At 63.7% G+C, this 21,080-nt stretch carries 16 protein-coding genes; 10 read left to right on the top strand and 6 right to left on the bottom strand.

Annotation, left to right across the window (positions count from 1 at the left end; all coding sequences use genetic code 11):
- Position 1: 1 nt before the first annotated feature.
- The 3 genes from OCT39_RS07720 to OCT39_RS07710 all read left to right on the top strand — a co-directional run bounded on the left by OCT39_RS07720 (position 2) and on the right by OCT39_RS07710 (position 2,606).
- Positions 2 to 1,210: an MFS transporter gene (locus tag OCT39_RS07720; RefSeq protein WP_263587075.1), complete on the top strand. Its 1,209-nt coding sequence runs from the start codon at positions 2 to 4 to the stop codon at positions 1,208 to 1,210.
- Positions 1,207 to 2,283 (top strand): asparaginase, encoded by a 1,077-nt coding sequence (locus OCT39_RS07715; protein ID WP_263587074.1) that lies wholly within the window; start codon positions 1,207 to 1,209, stop codon positions 2,281 to 2,283. The genes OCT39_RS07720 and OCT39_RS07715 overlap by 4 nt, the downstream gene beginning before the upstream one ends.
- Positions 2,284 to 2,366: 83 nt before the next feature.
- Positions 2,367 to 2,606, top strand: a complete 240-nt coding sequence (locus OCT39_RS07710) for a DUF2789 domain-containing protein (protein WP_263587073.1) — start codon at positions 2,367 to 2,369, stop codon at positions 2,604 to 2,606.
- A 15-nt stretch (positions 2,607 to 2,621) separates the two neighbouring features.
- On the opposite strand, the gene OCT39_RS07705 is transcribed toward OCT39_RS07710, so the two are convergent.
- On the bottom strand, positions 2,622 to 3,290 hold the full coding sequence (locus OCT39_RS07705) for a TVP38/TMEM64 family protein (RefSeq protein WP_263587072.1): 669 nt from the start codon (positions 3,288 to 3,290) through the stop codon (positions 2,622 to 2,624).
- Entirely contained in the window at positions 3,283 to 3,699 is a 417-nt protein-coding gene (locus tag OCT39_RS07700) for an SRPBCC family protein (protein ID WP_263587071.1), read from the bottom strand. Before OCT39_RS07700 ends, OCT39_RS07705 begins: the two co-directional genes overlap by 8 nt.
- A gap of 199 nt (positions 3,700 to 3,898) precedes the next feature.
- Here OCT39_RS07700 and queC point away from each other — a divergent pair, with 199 nt between their 5' ends.
- From queC to OCT39_RS07680, 4 genes are read left to right on the top strand one after another with little or no spacing between them, the layout of a single operon-like run.
- The gene (gene queC, locus OCT39_RS07695) at positions 3,899 to 4,615 is read left to right on the top strand and encodes a 7-cyano-7-deazaguanine synthase QueC (RefSeq protein WP_263587070.1); all 717 of its coding nucleotides are present in this window, start codon (positions 3,899 to 3,901) and stop codon (positions 4,613 to 4,615) included.
- The gene (gene queE / locus OCT39_RS07690) at positions 4,602 to 5,246 is read left to right on the top strand and encodes a 7-carboxy-7-deazaguanine synthase (protein WP_263587069.1); all 645 of its coding nucleotides are present in this window, start codon (positions 4,602 to 4,604) and stop codon (positions 5,244 to 5,246) included. Before queC ends, queE begins: the two co-directional genes overlap by 14 nt.
- A complete protein-coding gene (locus OCT39_RS07685; RefSeq protein WP_263587068.1) occupies positions 5,246 to 6,082 on the top strand; it encodes a 6-carboxytetrahydropterin synthase in 837 nt (278 codons plus the stop codon). Before queE ends, OCT39_RS07685 begins: the two co-directional genes overlap by 1 nt.
- Before the next feature lie 2 nt (positions 6,083 to 6,084).
- Positions 6,085 to 6,375 (top strand): YkgJ family cysteine cluster protein, encoded by a 291-nt coding sequence (locus OCT39_RS07680; RefSeq protein WP_263587067.1) that lies wholly within the window; start codon positions 6,085 to 6,087, stop codon positions 6,373 to 6,375.
- A gap of 33 nt (positions 6,376 to 6,408) precedes the next feature.
- Here the strand turns inward: OCT39_RS07680 and OCT39_RS07675 are convergent, their stop codons facing one another.
- Both OCT39_RS07675 and OCT39_RS07670 read right to left on the bottom strand, forming a co-directional pair.
- Positions 6,409 to 10,308 carry an AAA family ATPase gene (locus OCT39_RS07675; protein ID WP_263587066.1) on the bottom strand — a complete coding sequence of 1,300 codons (3,900 nt, stop codon included), beginning with the start codon at positions 10,306 to 10,308 and terminating at the stop codon, positions 6,409 to 6,411.
- 30 nt (positions 10,309 to 10,338) lie between these two features.
- Positions 10,339 to 10,995, bottom strand: a complete 657-nt coding sequence (locus OCT39_RS07670; RefSeq protein WP_263587065.1) for a tRNA-(ms[2]io[6]A)-hydroxylase — start codon at positions 10,993 to 10,995, stop codon at positions 10,339 to 10,341.
- A gap of 500 nt (positions 10,996 to 11,495) precedes the next feature.
- Between OCT39_RS07670 and acnB the strand changes: the two genes are divergently transcribed.
- The 3 genes from acnB to OCT39_RS07655 all read left to right on the top strand — a co-directional run bounded on the left by acnB (position 11,496) and on the right by OCT39_RS07655 (position 16,720).
- Positions 11,496 to 14,099, top strand: coding sequence for a bifunctional aconitate hydratase 2/2-methylisocitrate dehydratase (acnB, locus tag OCT39_RS07665; RefSeq protein ID WP_263587064.1), 2,604 nt, complete (start codon positions 11,496 to 11,498; stop codon positions 14,097 to 14,099).
- Between the two features lie 165 nt (positions 14,100 to 14,264).
- Positions 14,265 to 14,771 carry a ribonuclease E activity regulator RraA gene (gene rraA, locus OCT39_RS07660; protein ID WP_263587063.1) on the top strand — a complete coding sequence of 169 codons (507 nt, stop codon included), beginning with the start codon at positions 14,265 to 14,267 and terminating at the stop codon, positions 14,769 to 14,771.
- 71 nt (positions 14,772 to 14,842) lie between these two features.
- Entirely contained in the window at positions 14,843 to 16,720 is a 1,878-nt protein-coding gene (locus OCT39_RS07655; protein ID WP_263587062.1) for a glycerophosphodiester phosphodiesterase family protein, read from the top strand.
- Between the two features lie 28 nt (positions 16,721 to 16,748).
- On the opposite strand, the gene ggt is transcribed toward OCT39_RS07655, so the two are convergent.
- Entirely contained in the window at positions 16,749 to 18,539 is a 1,791-nt protein-coding gene (gene ggt / locus OCT39_RS07650) for a gamma-glutamyltransferase (RefSeq protein WP_263587061.1), read from the bottom strand.
- 147 nt (positions 18,540 to 18,686) lie between these two features.
- Positions 18,687 to 21,065 carry a phosphoenolpyruvate synthase gene (gene ppsA / locus OCT39_RS07645; RefSeq protein ID WP_263587060.1) on the bottom strand — a complete coding sequence of 793 codons (2,379 nt, stop codon included), beginning with the start codon at positions 21,063 to 21,065 and terminating at the stop codon, positions 18,687 to 18,689.
- Positions 21,066 to 21,080 lie beyond the last annotated feature (15 nt).

The raw sequence follows: 21,080 nt of genomic DNA, 5'->3' as shown, positions 1-21,080 counted from the left end.
CATGGCTTCGAAGCGAGCGCTATCGTTTATCGCCCTGATGTTCGTGGTGGGGCTGAACCTGCGCCCGGCGCTTTCATCGGTGGCGCCGCTTCTCAACCGCTTGCAGGAAAACGCCGGGCTTAGCCCGGCGGCGGCGGGCCTTTTGACCACCCTGCCGGTACTCTCACTGGGCCTCGCTGCACCTCTAGCCCCGCTGCTCTCGCGCCGACTGGGCGCCGAGCGGGCGCTCAGCGCGGCTCTTGCGCTTTTGACCGCGGCACTGCTTTTGCGCCCCGTGCCGCTTGATGGGGCGCTGTTCGTCGCTACCGCCCTGGCGGGCGCTTCCATCGGCATTGCGGGCACATTGCTGCCGGGGCTCGTCAAACGTGAGCTGCCCCAAAGCGCGGACCTTTTGACCGGGCTTTACACCATGGCGCTCTGCCTTGGCGGCGCGCTGGGGGCCGGGCTCTCCGTTCCTTTGGCGAACGCGCTGGGCGGCTGGCCCTTGAGCCTGGCAAGCTGGGGGCTGCTCGCGCTTGCCTCGCTGGTGCTGTGGGTCTCGTTTGCGCCCAAACCGACCGCGAGCGTTCAAACAGCCACCGCCAGCGCGTCGCTGTCGGCGCTTTTGCGCCAGCCCCTGACTTGGCAGATCATGCTCTACATGGGGCTTCAATCCTCCATGGCCTATATCGTCTTTGGCTGGCTGCCGTCGCTTTTGATCTACCGAGGCTACGGGGAGAGCGAGGCGGGATTTCTCATGGCGGTCTCGATCGTGTGTCAGCTCGGCTCGGCGCTCGGCGCCCCCTGGCTTGCGCGCCTTGGCCGTGACCAGCGCCCGGCGCTTTTTGCCATGCTCGCCGCGACCGCGCTGGGACTGTTCCTTTTGATGATCGCCCCGCTTGGCTGGCGCTGGCTGGGCGCACTGTCACTCGGCGTGGGCCAGGGCGGCTGTTTCAGCCTGGCACTCGGGCTTTTGGTGCTGCGCACCGCTAACGCGGGGCTTGCCGGAAAACTCTCCGGGCTCGTTCAGGGCGGAGGCTATACCATCGCCGCGGCCGGCCCGTTTGGGGTGGGTCTTTTGCTGGAAGTCGGCGCGCGTATCGAGCACATTGCCTGGCTCTTGTTGGCGCTGATCGGGGTCTGCGTCGTTTTCGCCCATCTGGCCGGTCGCAACCGCCAGCTCGACGACGCCAGCGGCAGGCTTCACGTTACTCGACAGGACATTGCATGAACAAGGCTCCCAGGCTTCTCGACGACGCCCGCCGCGGCGAGCGCGTGCTCGTAATCTACACCGGCGGTACGATCGGCATGCACGCCAGTGCCTCTGGCCTGGCGCCCGGTAGCGGCTTCGATACGCGCCTTGCACGCGCGCTGGAAACGCTCTCGATCGATGAGCAGAGCAGGCTTCCGGCGTTCGACGTCGAAAGTCTCGAGCCGCTGATCGACTCCAGCGCGGCCACCCCGCTCACCTGGCAGCGCATCGGCGCGCTGATCGCCGAGCGCTTTGTCGACTATCGGGGGTTCGTGGTTCTTCACGGCACCGATACGCTGAGCTTCACCGCCTCGAGCCTTGCCTACCAGCTCCAGGGACTCGACCGGCCGGTGATCGTGACTGGCGCCATGCAGCCGCTGGAAGCACCCAACAGCGACGCCCTCGCTAACATCCATGGCGCGCTGCGCTACGCCGCAAGCCCCACGCTCAAGGAGGTGGGGGTCTACTTCGCTGGAAAGCTTCTGCGCGGCGCACGAAGCGTCAAACAGCACAGCGAAGCCCCCCACGCGTTTGAAAGTCCCAACTACCCGCTTTTGGGCGAGCGCGTAGGCGAGGATGTCATCGAGTACCCAAGCCGAGGGCTTGGCGCGAGCCAGCGCGGCGCGCCCCGTTTCGAGCTTGCAAGCTACGCGCCGCTTGCCCAGGGCGAAGTGGCCCGCATTGCGCTCTGGCCCGGCATCAGCGCCTGGCAGCTGGAAGCGCTTTTGGGAGATGCGCGCGTGAAAGGCGCGCTGCTCCAGCTTTGGGGAGCGGGCAATCTGCCCGGCGATCCGGCGCTTCTAGCCGTGCTGGCCAGGGCCTGCGGCGAGGGCAAACTGCTCGCCGCGGTGAGCACCTGCCCTCAGGGGAGCGTTCGTTTCAGCACCTACGCCGCGGGCGCGGGGCTTTTCGATGCCGGCGTGCTATCAGGGGCGGACATGACGCCAGAGGCCGCCCTCACCAAACTCGTTCATCTGTTGGCGCAACCGATCGGTGAAGCGGACCGCCGCCAGCGCTTTTTGACGCCGCTGGTAGGCGAGCGCCAGGGCTAAGCTGGCGCCGTGCGATATTCGGACTATTTTTTTAAGGCAAGGCTCAGCCTTGTCGATGACAACCCAAGGAAAGGAAGAAAATGATGGATCAACCCGTACACGAATTCAGCGATCTCTTCGAGCAGCTGGGGCTTGCCTCGGACAAGGCCTCCATCGAAGCGTTCATCGAGAAACAGGGGCCGCTTCCGGCGTCCACGCCGATTGCTGAAGCAAGCTGCTGGAACGACGCTCAGGCGGCGTTTTTGCGCGAAGCGATTGCCGACGATGCGGACTGGGCCGAGGTCGTGGGCCATCTTGACGCCGCCATGCACCAGCCGCACTGACATTCCCCCCTTTTTTTAGTGCCTTTCGCGCGCCGCGTCCACGCGGCGCCGATACCACGCCCCGGCCAGTAACAACAGCGTCAGCGCCAGAAGCGGCAACAGCATGTCGAACTGCAGCGCGTTCTCCTGCTCGATCGCTTCGAGCGTCTTATAAATCGCGCTACTGTACACCCCCCACTTGATCGAAAGCCCCAGCGCCGCCGCGGCGAGATAGGGTTTGAGTGCGAGCCCGCCAAGCCCGGCGGCGTAGTTGATCACCGAATGGGGAAAACCCGGTAAAATCCTGAGCGCGCACTGCGTCAGCATATCGCTTCGCCGCTCGAGCGTTTGCATCACGCGCGCAGTAAGCCCGCTGGGGGTTATCCGCGCGCGAAACCGCGCAGCCAGAAGGTAAGCGACCCAGGCGCCGGCGACGCTGCTCAAGGTGAGCATCAGGGTCGCGGCCAGCGGCGGATAGAACGGCGCGATCAGCCAAAGCCCGATACTGCCGGGAAGCCCGATGGCAAGTGTGGCCGCCATGATCAGCATGACGCTTGCGATGATGGCCGGGTGATGGGACGTGTCGGCGGCCCAACGCTTGAGAGCCGACAAATTCGGCGAGTACCAGAGCCAGACGTAACCAAGCATTGCCAGCAGGGCGAACAGCGCCACCCAGCGCCAGCAGAAATACCCGTGTCTAGCCATTGAGCCTTGCTTCGACCCGGTCGAGGATCTGCCGGCTCACCTTGCCGACCATGGGTTTGGCGGCCTTGTTGACGGCTTTTTCCATCAAACGGTTGCGAATGTCATAGGTCAGGGTGAGCGAGACGCGCGTGCCCTCCCCGACCGGCTCTAGCCGGTAGCGCCCCTGGTTTTTCACCCCATCAAGCGACTCCCAGGCAAGCGTGTGGGGGGCGTCTATCTCGGTGACCTCGACATCGAAGGCCCAGTCCATGCCGAGGGCGCGAACGTGCCAGCGGTAGCGGTTGTCCCCAAGCGTGTCGATCGAGTGGATCATATCGGAGTAGTCGGCGAAATCCTCGACGCGCCGGAGCAGTTCGAATACCTGTTCGGGCGGAGCGTGGACGATTTCGCTATGTTCTATGGTCGCCATGAGTGCGTCTCGAAAAGCTGAATGAACGTGCGGGGCGCCGCGCTCAAGGTGCGAACGTGCCAACGCTCTGGCGTAGGGTAGCCCGGGCGTGGGCGCTAGCCAAGCGCGCCGTGAGTGCGTAAACTGCGCTGCGTTCCGGACCGGACCCCGGACTCTTGCCGTCAAGGCTCAATAAATTCTCCGGCCAGCGAGTATTAGCATGTCATCCCCTTCCTGTACACACTCCCCCGCCACCGTGGTGATCTACTCCGGCGGCATGGACTCCTTTACCGTTCTTCATCGCGCCTTGAAAGAAGGTCTTGGCGTACACGCGCTCTCCTTCGACTACGGCCAGCGCCACCGCCGCGAGCTCGACACCGCCAAAAAGGTGTGTGAAACGCTCGAGATTCCTCATCAGGTGGTGGACATTCGCGCCATTCACGGGCTGATCGACAACTCCGCGCTGACCAACGACGCCGCAGCCATGCCCGATGCCGACTACGCCGAAGAGAATTTGCAGGCGACGGTGGTGCCCAATCGCAACATGATCCTATTGTCGCTGGCCATCGCCAAGGCGGTGAACATCGGCGCCGGGCGCGTCGACTACGGCGCCCACGGCGGCGATCACGTGCTCTACCCGGACTGTCGCCCGGCGTTTGTCGAGGCGATGCGCCACGCCGCCGCGATCGCCAACTTCGAACCCATCGAGGTGCACGCGCCCTATCTTGCCGCCACCAAGGCCGAGATTCTGCGCGAGGGCCTGGCCATGGGGCTCGACTACCGCGACACCTGGACCTGCTACGAGGGCCGCGAACTCGCCTGCGGGCGCTGCGGCAGCTGCCGCGAGCGCCTGGCCGCCTTTGCCGAAAACGGGGTGACCGACCCGCTCGAGTACGCCTCGACCAATGATTCGGAGGCGAGCGATGTATCACGTTAAGGAAGCGTTCTACACCCTGCAGGGCGAAGGTGCCCAGGCGGGGCGGGCCAGCGTATTTTGTCGTTTTACTGGCTGCAATCTGTGGTCCGGTCGCGAGGTGGACCGCGAGACCGCCGCGTGCACCTTCTGTGATACCGACTTCATCGGCGTGGACGGTGAAGGCGGCGGGCGTTTTCATGATGCCGCAGCACTGGCCGAGCATCTCAAGGCGCTATGGCCCGAGGCCGCCAGCGGCGCCGTGCCCTACGTGGTGTTTACCGGCGGCGAGCCGCTTTTGCAGCTCGACACCGCACTGATCGAGGCCATCAAGGCGGAAGGCTTCGAGATCGGAGTGGAAACCAACGGCACCGTCAGCGTGCCCCCGGGCATCGACTGGCTCTGCGTCAGCCCCAAGGGAGCCACGACGCTCAAGGTACTGGCCGGCGACGAGTTGAAGCTCGTCTACCCGCAGCCTGAGGCCACCCCAAAACGCTTCGAGGCGCTCGACTTTACCCACTTCTTCCTTCAGCCGATGGACCAGGGCACGCCCGCGGACAACCAGGCCCGTGTCCGTGCCACCACCGCCTACTGCATGGCCCATCCACGCTGGCGGCTGTCGCTTCAGACGCACAAGATCGCAGGATTCGCCTAATGGCCCTTTTCGTTAAAGAACTCAGTCATATCGATGTCTCGGTCTGGTGCCCGCAAAACGGCCTGACCGGCGTGAGCTGGCAGGTGGATGCCACCCTGGAAGGCGAGCTTGGCGAGGACGGTATGCTGTTCGATTTCGGTCGCGTCAAACCCTTCATCAAGAAGACGCTCGACGCCGGGGTCGACCACACGCTACTGGTACCGGTGCAGGCGCCGGGCGTGAGTGTCGAAGCCTGCGACGAAGGTCTTTGCGTGCGTGCCACCGCGCCCTACGCATTTGAGGTGCGCGGCCCACTCCAGGCCTTTACGTTGATCGAGGCGGCCACCATCGAGCGCGCCGCACTCGCCGACTCGATCAGCCAAACGCTGACCCGGACCTGCCCGGAGAACGTCGAACGGGTGACGCTTACGTTTTTTGACGAGGTCATCGACGGCGCGGCCTATGGCTACAGCCACGGGCTGAAGCGTCACGACGGCAACTGCCAGCGTATCGCCCACGGTCACCGCTCGCGCCTCGAAATTTATCAGCACGGCGAGCGCCAGCCAGCGATCGAGCGTCGCTGGGCAAGCTGGCTCGACCAGCGCTACCTGCTCGAGCGCGCCGATATCGATACGCAAGGCGAAACACAGCTGACGTGTCGCTACATGGCCGGCGAAGGCGCGTTCGCCCTCACCCTGCCGGTGGAGCGCTGCGCGGTGTTGCCCTACCCAACCACCGTCGAGAACATCGCCCGCTGGCTCGCCAAAGAGATCGCAAGCGAGACGGGCACGCCGACGCGGGTACATGCGTTCGAGGGCTTCAACAAGGGCGCCACCGGCGAAAGCGAGGGGGTGTGAGCATGGCGGCGCTGATTGCCAGAGAGAAGCCCGCCGCCCCCAACGGCGGCTGTCGCGCCGGCTGCGGGGCGTGCTGTATTGCGCCATCGATCAGCTCCGCCATTCCGGGGATGCCCGGCGGCAAGCCTGCCGGCGTTCGCTGCGTCCAGCTCGATGACGACAACCTGTGCCGGCTATTCGGTGATCCGCGCCGGCCAGCGGTTTGCGCGCGGTTCGTGTTCGATCACGACGTGTGCGGGGAGCGCCGCGACCAGGCGCTAGCCACGCTCGCCTGGCTCGAGGCGAGTACCTGACTCGCCTCGACCGACTCACCTGGAACCGGCGTTTTAGCCCTCCATCCCGGCGGGCTGCGGCAGGCGCCGTTCCAACAGGTTGATCCAGCGCACCAGCACCGGCGCATCGCTGTGGCTGACGCTTGAAAGCTTTTCACGGAAGAGCTCACGCGTCTTTCGATCCTCTGGGGCAATATGGGTCAGCCAGAACTCGAGCGCGGCGAGCTCGTGGTGGCGATTGCCCTGCTCGCGAGCGTGGTCGATGGCAAGCTCGGTCAGCGCGGTCACCTCGCTTTTCGAGTAACCCTGCAGATGACGCACTTTGGCAAGCTGGGTGGCGATCTCCGGTAAAAACAGGCTGCTGCGTTCACGGGCGATGGTCAGGCACTGATCCAGATACTCCTCAGCGGTAGAGAGCTCCCCAAGCTCGATACAGGCGTCGGCGTACCAAAGCACCGGACGCTGAAAGCGGTCGCGCCCATTGAGCTCCGCCATCTGATCGAGGCTCTCCTTGAGCCTTGATAGCCCCGCCGGGTCACCGCTGAGCGCCTGCTGCCAGCCAAGCACGCCCTGAGCGGAGATTTGCCATAGCTGTAGATCCGGTGTCGCGGTCATCGCCGCGGCGCGCTCGGCGTGGCGCGCCGCCAGGTGAACGTGACCGAGCTGACGATAGAGCGCGGTGGCGAACATCAGGGCGATGGCAAGCGTGCCGGGGTGGCCAATTTTCTCGGCCAGACGAATCGCCGCGGCGATATGGCGCTCGGCACGCTGGTAATCGCCGCGAAGGCACAGCGTCCAGCCCTGAAAGCAGGCCGCGCTCACCTGGGGGTGCTCCGAGAACGGCAGCCACTCGATCATCATCGGCGCATTGAGCGGGTCGAGCTCGTTGAAGTGGTCGAACGCCTGAGCGATACGTCCAGCCCAGTACTCGCACTGAGCGCCGGCGTAGTCGGCGAGCCGGCCATAGCGCGGATCCTCCAGCCGCTTGGCGATATTGGAAAGCGTCGCGGCCAGCGCAAAGGCGTCGGCGTGGGCATAGCGCTGGCTGCGGCTCAACCAAAGCCCCCACTTGACCAGAAAGATCTGCTCGAGATCCTCCGGGTCCTCGAGCGGGTCGCCTCCCGCGTCGCGCAAAAGCTCCCGGGCGCTGACGAAACACTCGTGAGCGGTCGGCGAGCCGTGGCCTTCAAGGGCGAAAGCAGCCTGGCCCTTGACGGTGAGAAGACTCACTTCACGCTCGAGGTGATCCGCCGCCTCCCCCAGACAGCCCAGACCGAAATCCGCCATCTTGAGCGCGGTGCGGTTGGCGCTGACCTTGAGCGCCTCACGGGCAGCGAGTTCGAAGTAGCGCGCGGCGCGGGTTTGGTGGCCACTGCGGCGCAGGTGATTGGCAAAGTCGCCGGGGTGACGGCTGATCCACATCGGAAAGCGCTCTTCGATCAGCGTGACGACCTGCTGATGAAGCGCGCTGCGCACGTCCTTCGGGCAGGAGAGGTACGCCGCTTCGTGCAGCAGCTGATGGCTGAACTGATACTCGCTCTCAATGCCGGGCTGCTCGAAGGCATCGATGATTTCGAGCTGGCGCATATGCTCCAGCGCCTTCAACAGTCGGCTCTTGTCGGTCTGACTGGCGGCGAGCAGCATGTCGAAGCGAAAACGCCGGCCGAGCACCGCCGCCACGTGAGCAATGTCGCGGTCGCGCTCGAGCTGGTCGACCCGGCTGGTCAGAAGGCCCAAAAGGCCCTTGGGCAGCTCGTTGAACTGCACGCTGCGACCTTCTCGACGATCCATGTCCAGCCGCCGGCAGATCTCCTGTAGATAGAGCGGTACGCCATCGCAGCGCTCGACGATCTGATTCTTGAGCCTTGGACTCAGGTGGATCTGATAGCGTTTGGCAAGCTGGGTCAAAAGCCGCCCGGACTGGCCAGCGTCGAGTTTGCCAAGCGATATCTGCTGGTCCCAGTGCAGCTTGACCGGCAGCGGCTCGCGGCCGTGGTGGCTGGCCACCAGCATGAAGGCGGTGTTGATGGGAAGCCTGGCCTGCAGCCCGGTCAACACCTTGAAAGAGGGTTCGTCGAGCCACTGCAAATCGTCGATCATCAGAAGCAGCGTGCGGCTTTGCGCCTCGCGCTCGATCAGCCGATGTAGAAGCCTTGCGACCAGCTCCACGGCGTCGCCGTTTTGGGTGAGCTGGGCACTATCCTCGACTTCCCGCGCGCCCAGAGCCTGCTCCAAAAGCTCCTGGCGCGCCTCGTCGAGGGACGTTATCTCGAGCGTTTGCTGCAGCGCGTGGAGCGTTTCCAGATCACACGCTTTTTGGCAGTGCCAGGCAAGCAGCTGGCGGGCGACGCCGTAGGGCTCCAGTACCGAAAGGCGCGTGGTGGGCAGCCAGCACACCGCCGCGTCGCGACTGAGCTCCAACTGGCGAAAACCGACCATCAGCGCGGACTTGCCCATGCCCGTGCCGCCGCGCACCAGAATGCTCTGGCGCAGCCCGATGCTCGCCCGCGCCTGGCCGTCGCGCAGCGCTCTCAACGCGGTTTCGCGGCCGATGAGACTCGGCGGCGTGGCATCACGCCCGCCTTCGTTTTGCCCCAACACCAAAGCGCGCAGGCGCACGCGGCCATCACTGGCCACCAGCCGCGACGAAAGCCTGGGCTGCAAGTCGAGCGCCGGCGGCATGTGCTGGCTCGCCTCTTGCGAAATCACCAGCTCACTGCCTTCGGCGGCGCTCATCAGCGACAGCGAAAGCTGGGTCACCTGACCCAGGGGATCGGCGAGCTGGCGCTCGGGCAGATAGACGACCCGGCCGCTGTTGAGCCCTGCGGCGAGCTCGAAACTCGGCGCCTGCTGCTCGATACTCCAGCGCCGCGTGATCTCCTGGGGCAGCGCCTGGCGGCAGTGCTCGTAAAGCGCTACCAGCTCGGCGAGCTGGTGGGCCGGGCCGTGGGTGCCGAAGCAGGCAAGCCCTACCCCGCCGGTCGCCCCGGGAAGCCAAAAGCCGCCCAGGTGATGGCACTGCTGCTCCAGCCAGCGCAAAAGCTCGAGCTGGAGCGTCAGGCAGTGGCGCATGGCGCCGCGCTCCTGCCAGTCGCCCTTGAGCGTCAGGCGAATGGCCATGACCGAGAGCTGACGTAGCTCGATTTCGTCCTCGCGCAGCGGCTTGCTGTCGGCGGCCAGCGCCCTCGAGTAGGCGCCCTGGGGGCTGACGATCTGCGTCTCGACCTGGCCGTCGGACCAGTAGCTTGCCAGCTGTAGAAAGCCAGGTTCGGGCTGCTGTCCCGAGAGCGCCAACAGCTGCAGATAACTTTGATACTGCTCGTGGGCCGCGGCCATGTGATTGTTTTCGGCGAGCTGGCGTACCAGCCGTTCGTGAAACGGACCGTAACCCGAGAAGCTGCTGACCAGCTCCTCGATCATCGCGTCCGGCACGTCGCTTTGCGTCTCGAGCACCTGTTCGGCGAAGCGGATCACCCGCTGGCGCCACTCGTTGCGCGTCTGTACCAGCCAGCGCTGAAACTCGCTGCAGTTGGCAAGCGACAGCTCTTCGACCAGATCGCCCTGGTAACAGGCCATCACCGCCTCGAGCCTATCGAGATCCGCCGGGCCTTCGAGCAGCGTTTGCAGCTCGTGCAGATCGACCTGCCAGTGCGCCGGCAGGTTGAAGGCGATGGTCTGACGCGACACGTTGAGCACCGTGTCGGCGTTGTCGCCAAGCGACTGGCGCAGACAGTGAAGGGCGTGGCGCAGGTTGGTGCGCCCGGAGGAGAGCCCCTGATCCGGCCAAAGCAGCTCGGCGAGCGCGGCGCGGTTGACGGGCTGGCGATGCAAACACAAATAAATCAGCAGCGCCTTGACTTTGTCGTAGCTGAAATGGGTCAGTACGTCCTCTCCCAGCGACAGGGAGAAATGGCCAAAAAGGGTCAGCTTGTCGATCTGCTTGGCATCGCGCATGAGACTCATCCTGTCTGGACGGGGCTCGACTTAAGCCGGCACACCGCTATGAAAACGAAATGCTGTATCGGTTGAGGTGATCAGCTCGGCTTCACGCGCCACGAAAAAAGCGATGCGATCATCGATCGGCTCTGCCGTTTGCTGCCGCGCCAGCAGCAGGTAATCCTCGAAGTGGCGCCCTTCCGACTTGACCAGCGTGCGATAGAACCGGGCGAGCTCTTCATCGAGGTAGGGAATCAGCCGCGCGAAGCGCTCACAGCTGCGCGCCTCGATCAAGGCGCCAATGATCAGGATATCGATCAGCCGCTCCGGCTCGTTGGCGCGCAGGTGCTGTCTGAGCCCTTCGGCGTAGCGCGACGCGCTCAGGTGGGTATAGGTAACGCCGCGACGCTCCATCAGCCCGACCACCTGCTCGAAATGCAGAAGCTCCTCGCGGGCGAGCTGCGACATTTTGGAAAGCAGCAGTGGCTGGTCGACATGGCGATATAGAAGATGCATCGCCGTGGAGGCAGCTTTCTTTTCGCACTGAGCGTGATCGATCAGCAGCGTTTGCGGGTTGGCCAGCGCCCAGCCAAGCCACGCATCCGGCGTTTTACATGCCAGAAAAGCGCTGAGGCTTTCCGGCAGCAGGTCTTCGGCGCCAAGCGCGTGATCCTGCGACTTCAATTCGGCTAACTCTATCGACATATACGGTTACCAAGCGCCTTTGCTAATGAAATACGGTACAACGCCCTGGCGCGGCGTCCGTGTCTTCGGGTCATCGTCATTTTTCAAACGTTGACGGCAAAACCATAGCACGTATTTAACTCAACTTTGGCCACGGTTTGCGCCCGGCGTAGCGCTTTGGCGGAGTCTTGACCGTTGACAGCCGCCCGCGCCTTTAACGCTCTCATTATTAAATGGTCTATAGCGGTGTGATTGCAAACGGCTTTTAACGTGATACGCGTGTGCGCGGCGAACATTGACAGCTCGACTGATCAAGAAAAGCCTGTTTAAACGGGCGTTTGTCACGCTGGGGAGACCGCACAAAAGGTCAGTGGGGCTGCTCGCTTAACATTGTCGACAGTTTCACGTAGAATCGCCGCCATCCACCAGACGCTGCCTTTCAAGCGACTATCACGTGCCCAGGCATGCCCGAAACCGTGCGGGCTGGCCGGGTACCATCAAGAAAACGAGAGGGCCCCAACGTGCTTGAAGCTTATCGCCAACATGTCGAGGAACGCGCCGCCGAGGGCGTACCACCCAAGCCCCTGAACGCCGAACAGACCGCGGCCTTGATCGAGCTTTTGAAAAACCCGCCGGCCGGCGAAGAGGAGTTCGTTTTAGATCTGCTCACCAACCGTATTCCGCCGGGCGTCGACGAAGCCGCCTACGTCAAGGCGGGCTTTCTGACCGCCGTTGCCAAGGGTGAAACCGAGTCACCGCTGGTCGACAAGACGCACGCGGTCAAGCTTCTGGGCACCATGCAGGGCGGCTACAACATCGTCTCCCTGGTCGAGCTTCTCGATAATGAGGAGCTTTCCAGGGAAGCCGGCGAGCAGCTCAAGCACACTATTTTGATGTTCGATGCCTTCCACGACGTGGAAGAGCGCGCCAAAAATGGCAACGCCGTGGCGAAAGACGTCATCGCCTCCTGGGCCGAGGCGGAGTGGTTCCTCTCCAAGCCTGCGCTCGAGGAAAAGATCACCCTGACCGTGTTCAAGGTGCCCGGCGAAACCAACACAGATGATCTGTCCCCGGCGCCTGACGCCTGGTCGCGCCCGGATATTCCGCTGCACGCCAACGCCATGCTCAAAAACGAGCGCGAAGGCATCAAGCCCGAAGTGCCCGGCTCGCGCGGCCCGCTCGATCAGATCAACGAGATCAAGGAAAAAGGCTACCCGGTCGCCTACGTTGGCGACGTCGTAGGAACCGGCTCCTCACGCAAGTCCGCGACCAACTCGGTGCTGTGGTTCTTCGGTGACGACATGCCGTACGTGCCCAACAAGCGCGCCGGCGGCTTCTGCTTTGGCGGCAAGATCGCGCCGATCTTCTTCAACACCATGGAAGACTCCGGGGCGCTTCCCGTCGAAATGGATGTCGAGAAGCTCGAGATGGGTGATGTCATCGATATCTACCCTTACGAGGGCAAGGTGTGCAAGCACGGCACCGATGAGGTCCTCACCACGTTCGAACTCAAGACCCAGCTGATTCTGGATGAAGTACGCGCCGGTGGCCGTATTCCGCTGATCATCGGCCGTGGCCTGACCGGCAAGGCGCGCGAGTCCCTCGGCCTTCCCGCCTCGGACGTATTCCGCCTCTCCGAGCAGCCCAAGGATACCGGCAAGGGCTTTACGCTGGCCCAGAAGATGGTCGGCAAGGCCTGCGATCTTCCCGGCGTGCGCCCGGGCATGTACTGCGAGCCGAAGATGACCACCGTTGGCTCGCAAGACACCACCGGCCCGATGACCCGCGACGAGCTCAAGGATCTGGCGTGCCTGGGCTTCCAGGCGGATCTGGTGATGCAGTCGTTTTGCCACACCGCGGCCTACCCCAAGCCCGTGGACGTGGATACCCACCACACCCTGCCCGACTTCATCATGAACCGCGGCGGCGTCTCGCTTCGCCCAGGTGATGGCATCATCCACAGCTGGCTCAACCGTATGCTGCTGCCGGACACCGTCGGCACCGGCGGTGACTCGCACACCCGCTTCCCGATGGGCATCTCCTTCCCCGCGGGTTCTGGTCTGGTCGCCTTTGCCGCCGCCACCGGCGTCATGCCGCTGGACATGCCGGAGTCGGTACTGGTGCGCTTCAAGGGTAAGCGCCAGCCTGGCGTTACGCTTCGCGATCTGGTCCACGCGATTCCGCTTTACGGCATCAAGCAGGGGCTTCTGACCGTTGCCAAGTCCGGCAAGAAGAACGCCTTCTCCGGCCGCATTCTCGAAATCGAAGGTCTCGAGGATTTGACCGTCGAGCAGGCCTTCGAGCTTTCCGATGCCTCCGCCGAGCGTAGTGCAGCGGGCTGCACCATTACGCTGTCTGACGAGAGCGTGACCGAATACCTGAAGTCGAACATCACGCTGTTGAAGTGGATGATCGCCAACGGCTACGGTGATGAGCGTACCATTAGCCGGCGCATCGAAGGGATGGAAGCCTGGCTTGCCAATCCGAGCCTGATGCGCGCCGATAAGGACGCCGAGTACGCCGAGATCATCGAAATCGATCTCGATGAAATCAAGGAGCCGGTGCTGTGTGCGCCGAACGACCCGGATGATGCGCGGCTTCTGTCCGACGTTGCCGGCGAGAAGATCGACGAAGTCTTCATCGGCTCGTGCATGACCAATATCGGGCACTTCCGCGCGGCGGGTAAACTGCTCGAGAAACAGCCGGCGGGCAGCCTCAAGACACGTTTGTGGCTGGCACCGCCGACCAAGATGGATCAGCATCAGCTGACCGAAGAAGGGTACTACGGTATCTACGGCCGCGCCGGGGCGCGGATGGAAATGCCGGGATGTTCACTGTGTATGGGTAACCAGGCCCGCGTCGAAGCGAAAAGCACCGTGGTGTCTACGTCTACACGTAACTTCCCGAACCGTTTGGGCGATGGTGCCAACGTGTACCTTGCCTCGGCGGAACTGGCGGCGGTTGCCGCCGTCGAAGGCCGCCTGCCAAGCGTTGAAGAGTACCAGCGTTACATGGGTGAATTTGACGCCATGGCCGGCGAGATCTATCGTTACATGAATTTCCACGAAATCGAGGAGTATCAGAAGATTGCCTCGAACGTGATTCCGGTTGCTCAGGAAGCCTAACCGCTTTGTGGTAACCGACCCATCGCCGATGCTCGCACCATCGCAGAGGGGTTATCCGTTTTCCTCTCTGAGCCGATGACCGAACGCCCCGCTCCTCTTTTGAGGGCGGGGCGTTTTTTATCGCTCGCTTTCACCCGTTTCGTTTTTGCCAAGGAGTGCTGCCCCATGACGACCCTGCCCGCCTCTCCCTCAGGCCTTGTGACCCCGGATTTATGCGACGCTCACCCGGAAGTGGCCGTGCTCGACCCGCTGTTCGTGAACCTGGGCGGTCTCGACGCCTTTTTCGGCCCCGTGCGCACGATCAAGTGTTTCGAGGACAACTCGCGGGTCAAGGAGGCGGTAGCCGAGCCTGGCAACGGCGCGGTGCTGGTGGTCGATGCCGGCGGCTCCTATCGCTGCGCGATGCTTGGCGACATGCTCGCACTCAAGGCGGCGGAGAACGGCTGGGCAGGGGTGGTCATGTTTGGCTGCGTGCGCGACGTGGATATTCTGGCGACGCTTCCCCTTGGGGTGATGGCGCTGGGAAGCCACCCGCGCAAAAGCGAGAAAAACGGCGAGGGACAACGCGACATTCCCGTCACCTTCGGCGGTGTGACGCTGACACCGGGTCAGTGGCTCTACGCCGATAACAACGGCATCCTGGTGTCCGACACCGAGCTCGCTCTCGACTAGAGAATGCGCACTGATCGACCATCGGGCGCGGCGCCGGCGCCGCGCGCTCCATCACTTCGAACGTGTTTGCCATGCAGCCGCTGAAACCGCTGGGCCGTGCCCTTTACCGAACGCTCAAGGATCACTTGAGACCGCTGATCGCTTTTCATCTGCTCTATACGCTGCTGGCCTCGGCGCTTTTACTGCCGGCCATCGGCTGGCTGTCGCAAAAGCTTTTAGCCACGCTCAACCGCACCGTCATCACCACCGAGGCGCTGACCGCGCTGCTTTTTAGCCCGCTCGGGCTTTTGACGCTGTCGGTGGGGCTCTGGTTCGCGTTTTTGCTGATCTACTGGCAACAGGCCGGCATGCTGGTCGTGGCGACCCGGCCGCGCAACAACCACTATCAACTCGCCTTCGAGGCGCTGTGGCAAAGTACCCGACGCCTGCCTGAGCTTGCCGGGCTGGTCGTCGTTCAGGTGGGGTCACACCTGCTGCTGCTGGCGCCGTTCATGGTCGCGCTCGCCTGGCTTTATGATGCGCTGCTCGGCGGCATCGACCTTTACTATCTTCAGCGCATTCGCCCGCCAGTGCTTTGGTACTTTCTGGCCTGCGCGCTGCCGCTGGTGCTTGGCTGGATGAGCCTCGCCGCCTGGCTTTATCTTCGCTGGATGCTGGCGCTCCCTTTGGTCGCCCTGACGCGCTGCTCGCCTTTATCGGCGCTCAAACAGAGCGTGCCTCTCACCCGAGGCTGGCGCCGCTCGATCGGCGTGGTGGTGCTCACGCTGCTGGTGCTGATCGTGGCGCTACCGGTGCTCGTCACCTGGCTTTTTGACCTGGTCGTCACCCCGCTTCTCTGGTGGCTACCGGAGCGAAGCGCGGTGCTGATTCCAGCGATGCTTGCCTACCTCACTGGCTTTGTGCTGATCACGCTGACCATCACGTTTCTCGGCATTGCGCTGAACGCGCTGCTCTCGGCCTGCCTTTACCAGCAGCTTGGCAGAGGCGAACCGTCGCCTGCACCCGGCGAACGTTCCAGCCGCTTCACCTGGGCGCCAGAGCTTGCAGTGCTGGCATTTGCCGGACTGCAGGCCTGGTGGATTCTCAATAGCTTCGAGCTGGGCGACAACGTCAAGGTGATCGCCCATCGTGGCAGCTCCATGGTAGCGCCGGAGAATACGCTTTCCGCGGTGCGCCGGGCGCTCGAGGATCGCGTCGACTACGTGGAGCTCGACGTACGCCTCACCGCCGACGACGCGGTGCTTTTGTACCACGACCGAAGCCTTACGCGCCTGACCGGCGACCCACGCGACTTCGTTGAGCTGACCCGCGAGGAGCTCTCCGGCTTCGATGTGGGCAGCTGGTTCGGCGACGCCTTCGCAGGCGAAGCCATTGCCGGGCTCGACGAGACGCTGGAAACGGTGCGCGGTCGGGCGGGGCTGATGATCGACATGAAAGCCGCCCCGGAAAACCAGCAGCGCCTCGCCGAGGCGGTGCTGGCGGCGCTGGATAGGGAGTCGGATATTCGCTATCGCTGCTGGGCGCGCCAGCCAAGCGCGCTGAGTGCCATGAGTGAGTGCGGCTTTCCCAACGCGCTTTTGGAGATGCGCGTGGCGACCATGACCCCCGCGATTGCGCGCTTCCTCAAGGAGCAGGCGCCTTCGCTACGCGTAACGCTGCTGGCCCAGCTCATCCTGCCGGGCACCCTTGACCGGCGTCAGTTCGACGCCTTGGGGCTAAGACACAACCGCATCACCCACCAGGAGATCGAACTCGCCGCGCGCTACGGCTACGAAATTCACGCCTGGACGGTGAACGACCGCGCGCGGATGTCGACGCTGATCGACCTGGGCGTCGACGCGATCATCACCGACTACCCGGAGCGGCTCAACGCGCTCAAAAAAGACCGCCAACGCTTGAGCGATGGCGGTCTGATGCTGGTGAAGCTGCGCAACTGGCTACGCGAGTAGCCCGTTGTAAAAGGCTATTCGCCCATGGCTACTCGCCCATGACCACGCCTTCGCGGCGGGGGTCGGCGCCGCCGAAAAGCGTGCCGTCTTCCAAGCGGCGAATCGCCTGAAGGCCGCTGGTCAGCTCGCGCTCGCTGACGTTGTGCCCACGCTCCATGAGCGAGCCGATGGTGGCCTCGGGAAAGCGCCCCTCTTCGAGCCAGACATCGCCGCCAAGGGTCACCGCGTGGGGCAGGTTCAGCGCCTCCTGAGCACTCAGGCCCCAGTCGCGCATGGCCAGAAGCGTTCGCGCGGTGTAGGAAATGATTGCGGCGCCGCCCGGGGAGCCCAGGCTTGCAACGAAGTCGCCGCTCTCCTGGTCGAACACCAGCGTCGGGCTCATGCTCGAGCGCGGGCGCTTGCCGGGCTCGACCCGGTTGGCCACCGGCTCACCGTCGACCTCGGGCGTGAACGAAAAATCGGTCAATTCGTTGTTGAGCATATAACCACCGGCAAGCTCGGTGCCGCCGTCGGCCATGATGCGCGACCCGAATGCCTGCTCGATGGTGGTGGTCATGGCCAGGGCGTTGCCCTCTTCATCGACGATACTGATGTGGCTGGTGCCGTACTCGGGTTGGGTCGGCTGGCTTGCGTAGCTCACCTCGAACTCGCCGGGGTTCCCGGGCTCGGCGCTCTCACCCATGCTCGACTCTTCGATCAACTGGCTGCGGCTTTCCAGGTAGGCCGGCGCCAGCATGGTGGTCCAGTCGCCGCCCGGCGCCTCGACGAAGTCCGGGTCGGCGATATAGCGGTTGCGATCGGCAAAGGCGAGCCGTGACGCCTCGAGAAACTGGTGAAGCCAGCCGCTGCTGGCCGCACCGTTGTCCAGCGGCGCTTCGACCATGGGCTGGCTTTCGAGCATGCCGAGAATCTGCATCACCGTCAGGTGCCCGGAGGACGGCGGCGGAAAGCCGCACACACGCCACTGCTGCCAGGGCGTACAGATCGCCTCGCGATTGACGCTTTCGTAACCGCCTAGATCATCGAGCGTGATCGCGCCGGGGCGCTGTGGGTGGTTTTGCACGCGCGCAACCAGATCCTCGGCGACGTCGCCTTCATAAAACGCGCGGCTGCCTTCATCGGCAATACGGCGCAGCACCGCGGCAAGCGCCGGGTTGGTCAGCGTCTCGCCGACCGCGAGCGCCTCGCCCGCCTCGTCATAGTAAAAGCGCGCCGCCAGCGGGTCATCGCGCAGCGCCGGGTCGTCGGCCAGGCTCGTGTGCAAACGCTGGCTCACTTCAAAGCCCTCTTCGGCCAGCGTAATCGCCGGCACGAAGAGCGACGCCCAGTCCAGCTGGCCGTGGGCGGCGTGGGCGGTCTCCAGCATCTTGAGCGTGCCGGGCACGCCCACCGAGCGCCCGCTTGCCACCGCGTCCATGAACGCCATCGGCTCGCCGTCTTGCATGAAGAGGTTTTCATCCACCGCCTGCGGTGCGGTTTCGCGGCCATCGAAGGCGCTGACGTTTTCGCCGTCGTAGTACATCAAAAAGGCGCCGCCTCCGATGCCGCTGGACTGCGGCTCGACCAGGGTCAGCACCATCTGCACCGCGATGGCGGCGTCCAGGGCGTTACCGCCGGCCTTGAGGATTTGATACCCCGCGTCGGTCGCCAGCGGGTTGGCGGCGGCCACGGCGAATTTCTCATTGGCCCAGCCCGGCTTTTCCTCATAGCCCGATCCCACCTCCGGCGTCACCGCGGGCGTTTCGTAGGTGAAGCCAAAGCTGTAAAGCGGCACCAGCAGCAGGCCGGTCAGGGGCAGCGTTGCCCGTAGTAACTGCATGATCACTCCTTTGACGTCTCAACGCGTAAACGCCGGCACATCTGAACGGAAAAAACGGGGTTCGACACTCACTCAACAAGATAGCCTATAAAACGCATCCGCCCGGCACAATGGCCGGGCGGGTCGAGGCTTAAAAAACGTATCGATTTAGGCGATGGTTTCACCGGCCAGCATGAACCAGGTTTCCAGCACCGCGTCCGGGTTGAGCGAAACCGAGTCGATGCCCTGCTCCATCAGCCACTTGGCAAGCTCCGGATGATCCGACGGCCCCTGACCGCAAATGCCGACGTATTTTCCTTTCGCCTTGCACGCCTGGATCGCCATGGAGAGCAGTTTTTTGACCGCCTCGTTACGCTCGTCGAACAGGTGCGCGACGATACCGGAGTCACGATCGAGCCCAAGCGTTAGCTGGGTCAAATCGTTGGAGCCGATCGAGAAGCCGTCGAAGTACTCCAGAAACTCGTCGGCCAGCAAGGCGTTTGCCGGCAGCTCGCACATCATGATCACTTTCAGGCCGTCCACGCCGGCGCTGCGCTCCAGGCCGTTGGCGGCGAGCAGCTCGACGACCTGTTTCGCCTCGCCGGTCGTGCGCACGAAGGGCACCATGATCTCGACGTTCTTGAAGCCCATTTCATCGCGTACCCGCTTGAGCGCTTTGCACTCGAGCTCGAAACAGGGCCGAAACGATTCGGACACGTAGCGCGAAGCGCCGCGAAAGCCGAGCATCGGGTTCTCTTCGCCGGGCTCGTAAAGCTTGCCGCCGATCAGGTTTTCGTACTCGTTGGACTTGAAGTCCGACAGGCGCACGATCACGCGCTGCGGATAGAACGCCGCCGCCAGCGTCGAGATACCCTCGACGAGCTTGTCGACGTAGAAGCTGACCGGGTCATCGTAGCCGGCGGTGCGAGCGTCGATCACCTGCTTGAGATCCGGCGTCTGGCGGTCGTACTCCAGAAGCGCCTTGGGGTGAACGCCGATCATGCGGTTGATGATGAACTCGAGGCGCGCAAGGCCCACACCGGCGCTGGGTAGCCCGGCAAAGCCAAAGGCGCGGTCCGGGTTGCCGACGTTCATCATGATCTTGAACGGGATGTCCGGCATGGCGTCGACGCTCGACACCTTGCACTCGTAATCCAGAAGTCCTTCGTAGACGTTGCCGGTGTCGCCTTCGGAGCAGGACACCGTGACGTCCACACCCTCGCGCAGCGCCGTGGTGGCATCGCCACAGCCCACGACCGCGGGAATGCCGAGTTCGCGGGCGATGATCGCCGCGTGGCAGGTGCGCCCACCGCGGTTGGTGACGATCGCCGAGGCGCGCTTCATGATCGGCTCCCAATCCGGATCGGTCATGTCGGTCACCAGGATATCGCCGTCATGGATCTTGTCCATTTCGTCCGGCGTCATCACGATCTTGACCGTACCGCTGCCGATCCGCTGGCCAATGGCGCGCCCGGTGATCAGCTTGCGCCCCTTCTCTTTCAGGTGGAAGCGCTCGAGCTTGCCGCCCTCCTGCTGGGAAACCACGGTTTCCGGGCGCGCCTGAACGATATAGAGCTTGCCGTCGTCGCCGTCCAGCGCCCACTCGATGTCCATTGGCCGCTGGTAGTGCTTCTCGATGATCATCGCCTGGCGGGCAAGATCCATGACCTGCTCATCGTTGATACAAAAGCGTCCGCGATCGGAAAGCGGCACGTCGACGGTGGCCACGGACTTGCCGGCGCTGGCGCTTTCACCGTAAACCATCTTGATCAACTTGGAACCGAGCGTGCGGCGCAGTACCGCCGGGCGGCCGGCTTCAAGGGTCGGCTTGTGAACGTAGAACTCGTCCGGGTTGACCGCGCCCTGCACCACGGTTTCTCCCAGCCCCCAGGAGGCGGTGACGAACACCGCGTCACGGTAGCCGGACTCGGTATCGAGAGTGAACATGACGCCGGAGGCGCCGGTTTCCGAGCGCACCATTTTCTGAACGCCGGCGGAGAGCGCCACGTTTTCGTGGGCGTAGCCGCGGTGCACGCGGTAGGAGATCGCACGGTCGTTGAACAAGGAGGCGAACACTTCGTGCACGGCGCGTTTGACGTTATCGAAGCCTTCTATGTTGAGGAAGGTCTCCTGCTGGCCGGCAAAGGAGGCGTCCGGCAAATCTTCCGCGGTGGCGGAGCTGCGCACCGCGGCCTTGAGATTCGGGTGGCGCTCCTGAAGTGCCGAGTAGGCATCGCGCAGCGCGGCCTCGAAACTCGGCGGCAACGGCGTATCGATGATCCACTGGCGGATGGCGCTACCCGCCTCGGCAAGCGCCTTGACGTCGTCGACGTCCAGACGCGCCAGCAGCGCGTTGATACGGTCGTTCAAGCCTTCATGGGCGAGAAATTCGCGATAGGCATGAGCGGTGGTGGCAAAGCCGCCAGGGACGGTGACACCGGCTTCCGCCAGGTTGGAGATCATCTCGCCGAGCGAGGCGTTCTTGCCGCCCACGCGCTCGACGTCGTTCATGCCCAACTGCTCGAACCACACAATGTACTCTTGCACGCAACACCCCTTTTG

The sequence above is a fragment of the Halomonas sp. GD1P12 genome, assembly GCF_025725645.1.
Taxonomy (GTDB): domain Bacteria; phylum Pseudomonadota; class Gammaproteobacteria; order Pseudomonadales; family Halomonadaceae; genus Vreelandella.
Note: the sequence above shows the minus strand (reverse complement) of the source record. Positions and strands in the feature narration are given on the sequence as shown.

What these genes read in the sequence shown, in the direction of transcription:
- OCT39_RS07720 (WP_263587075.1), top strand. Translation starts at nt 2, where the DNA reads ATGGCTTCGAAGCGAGCGCTATCGTTTATCGCCCTGATGTTCGTGGTG.
- OCT39_RS07715 (WP_263587074.1), top strand. Translation starts at nt 1,207, where the DNA reads ATGAACAAGGCTCCCAGGCTTCTCGACGACGCCCGCCGCGGCGAGCGC.
- OCT39_RS07710 (WP_263587073.1), top strand. Translation starts at nt 2,367, where the DNA reads ATGGATCAACCCGTACACGAATTCAGCGATCTCTTCGAGCAGCTGGGG.
- OCT39_RS07705 (WP_263587072.1), bottom strand. Translation starts at nt 3,290, where the DNA reads ATGGCTAGACACGGGTATTTCTGCTGGCGCTGGGTGGCGCTGTTCGCC.
- OCT39_RS07700 (WP_263587071.1), bottom strand. Translation starts at nt 3,699, where the DNA reads ATGGCGACCATAGAACATAGCGAAATCGTCCACGCTCCGCCCGAACAG.
- queC (WP_263587070.1), top strand. Translation starts at nt 3,899, where the DNA reads ATGTCATCCCCTTCCTGTACACACTCCCCCGCCACCGTGGTGATCTAC.
- queE (WP_263587069.1), top strand. Translation starts at nt 4,602, where the DNA reads ATGTATCACGTTAAGGAAGCGTTCTACACCCTGCAGGGCGAAGGTGCC.
- OCT39_RS07685 (WP_263587068.1), top strand. Translation starts at nt 5,246, where the DNA reads ATGGCCCTTTTCGTTAAAGAACTCAGTCATATCGATGTCTCGGTCTGG.
- OCT39_RS07680 (WP_263587067.1), top strand. Translation starts at nt 6,085, where the DNA reads ATGGCGGCGCTGATTGCCAGAGAGAAGCCCGCCGCCCCCAACGGCGGC.
- OCT39_RS07675 (WP_263587066.1), bottom strand. Translation starts at nt 10,308, where the DNA reads ATGCGCGATGCCAAGCAGATCGACAAGCTGACCCTTTTTGGCCATTTC.
- OCT39_RS07670 (WP_263587065.1), bottom strand. Translation starts at nt 10,995, where the DNA reads ATGTCGATAGAGTTAGCCGAATTGAAGTCGCAGGATCACGCGCTTGGC.
- rraA (WP_263587063.1), top strand. Translation starts at nt 14,265, where the DNA reads ATGACGACCCTGCCCGCCTCTCCCTCAGGCCTTGTGACCCCGGATTTA.
- OCT39_RS07655 (WP_263587062.1), top strand. Translation starts at nt 14,843, where the DNA reads ATGCAGCCGCTGAAACCGCTGGGCCGTGCCCTTTACCGAACGCTCAAG.
- ggt (WP_263587061.1), bottom strand. Translation starts at nt 18,539, where the DNA reads ATGCAGTTACTACGGGCAACGCTGCCCCTGACCGGCCTGCTGCTGGTG.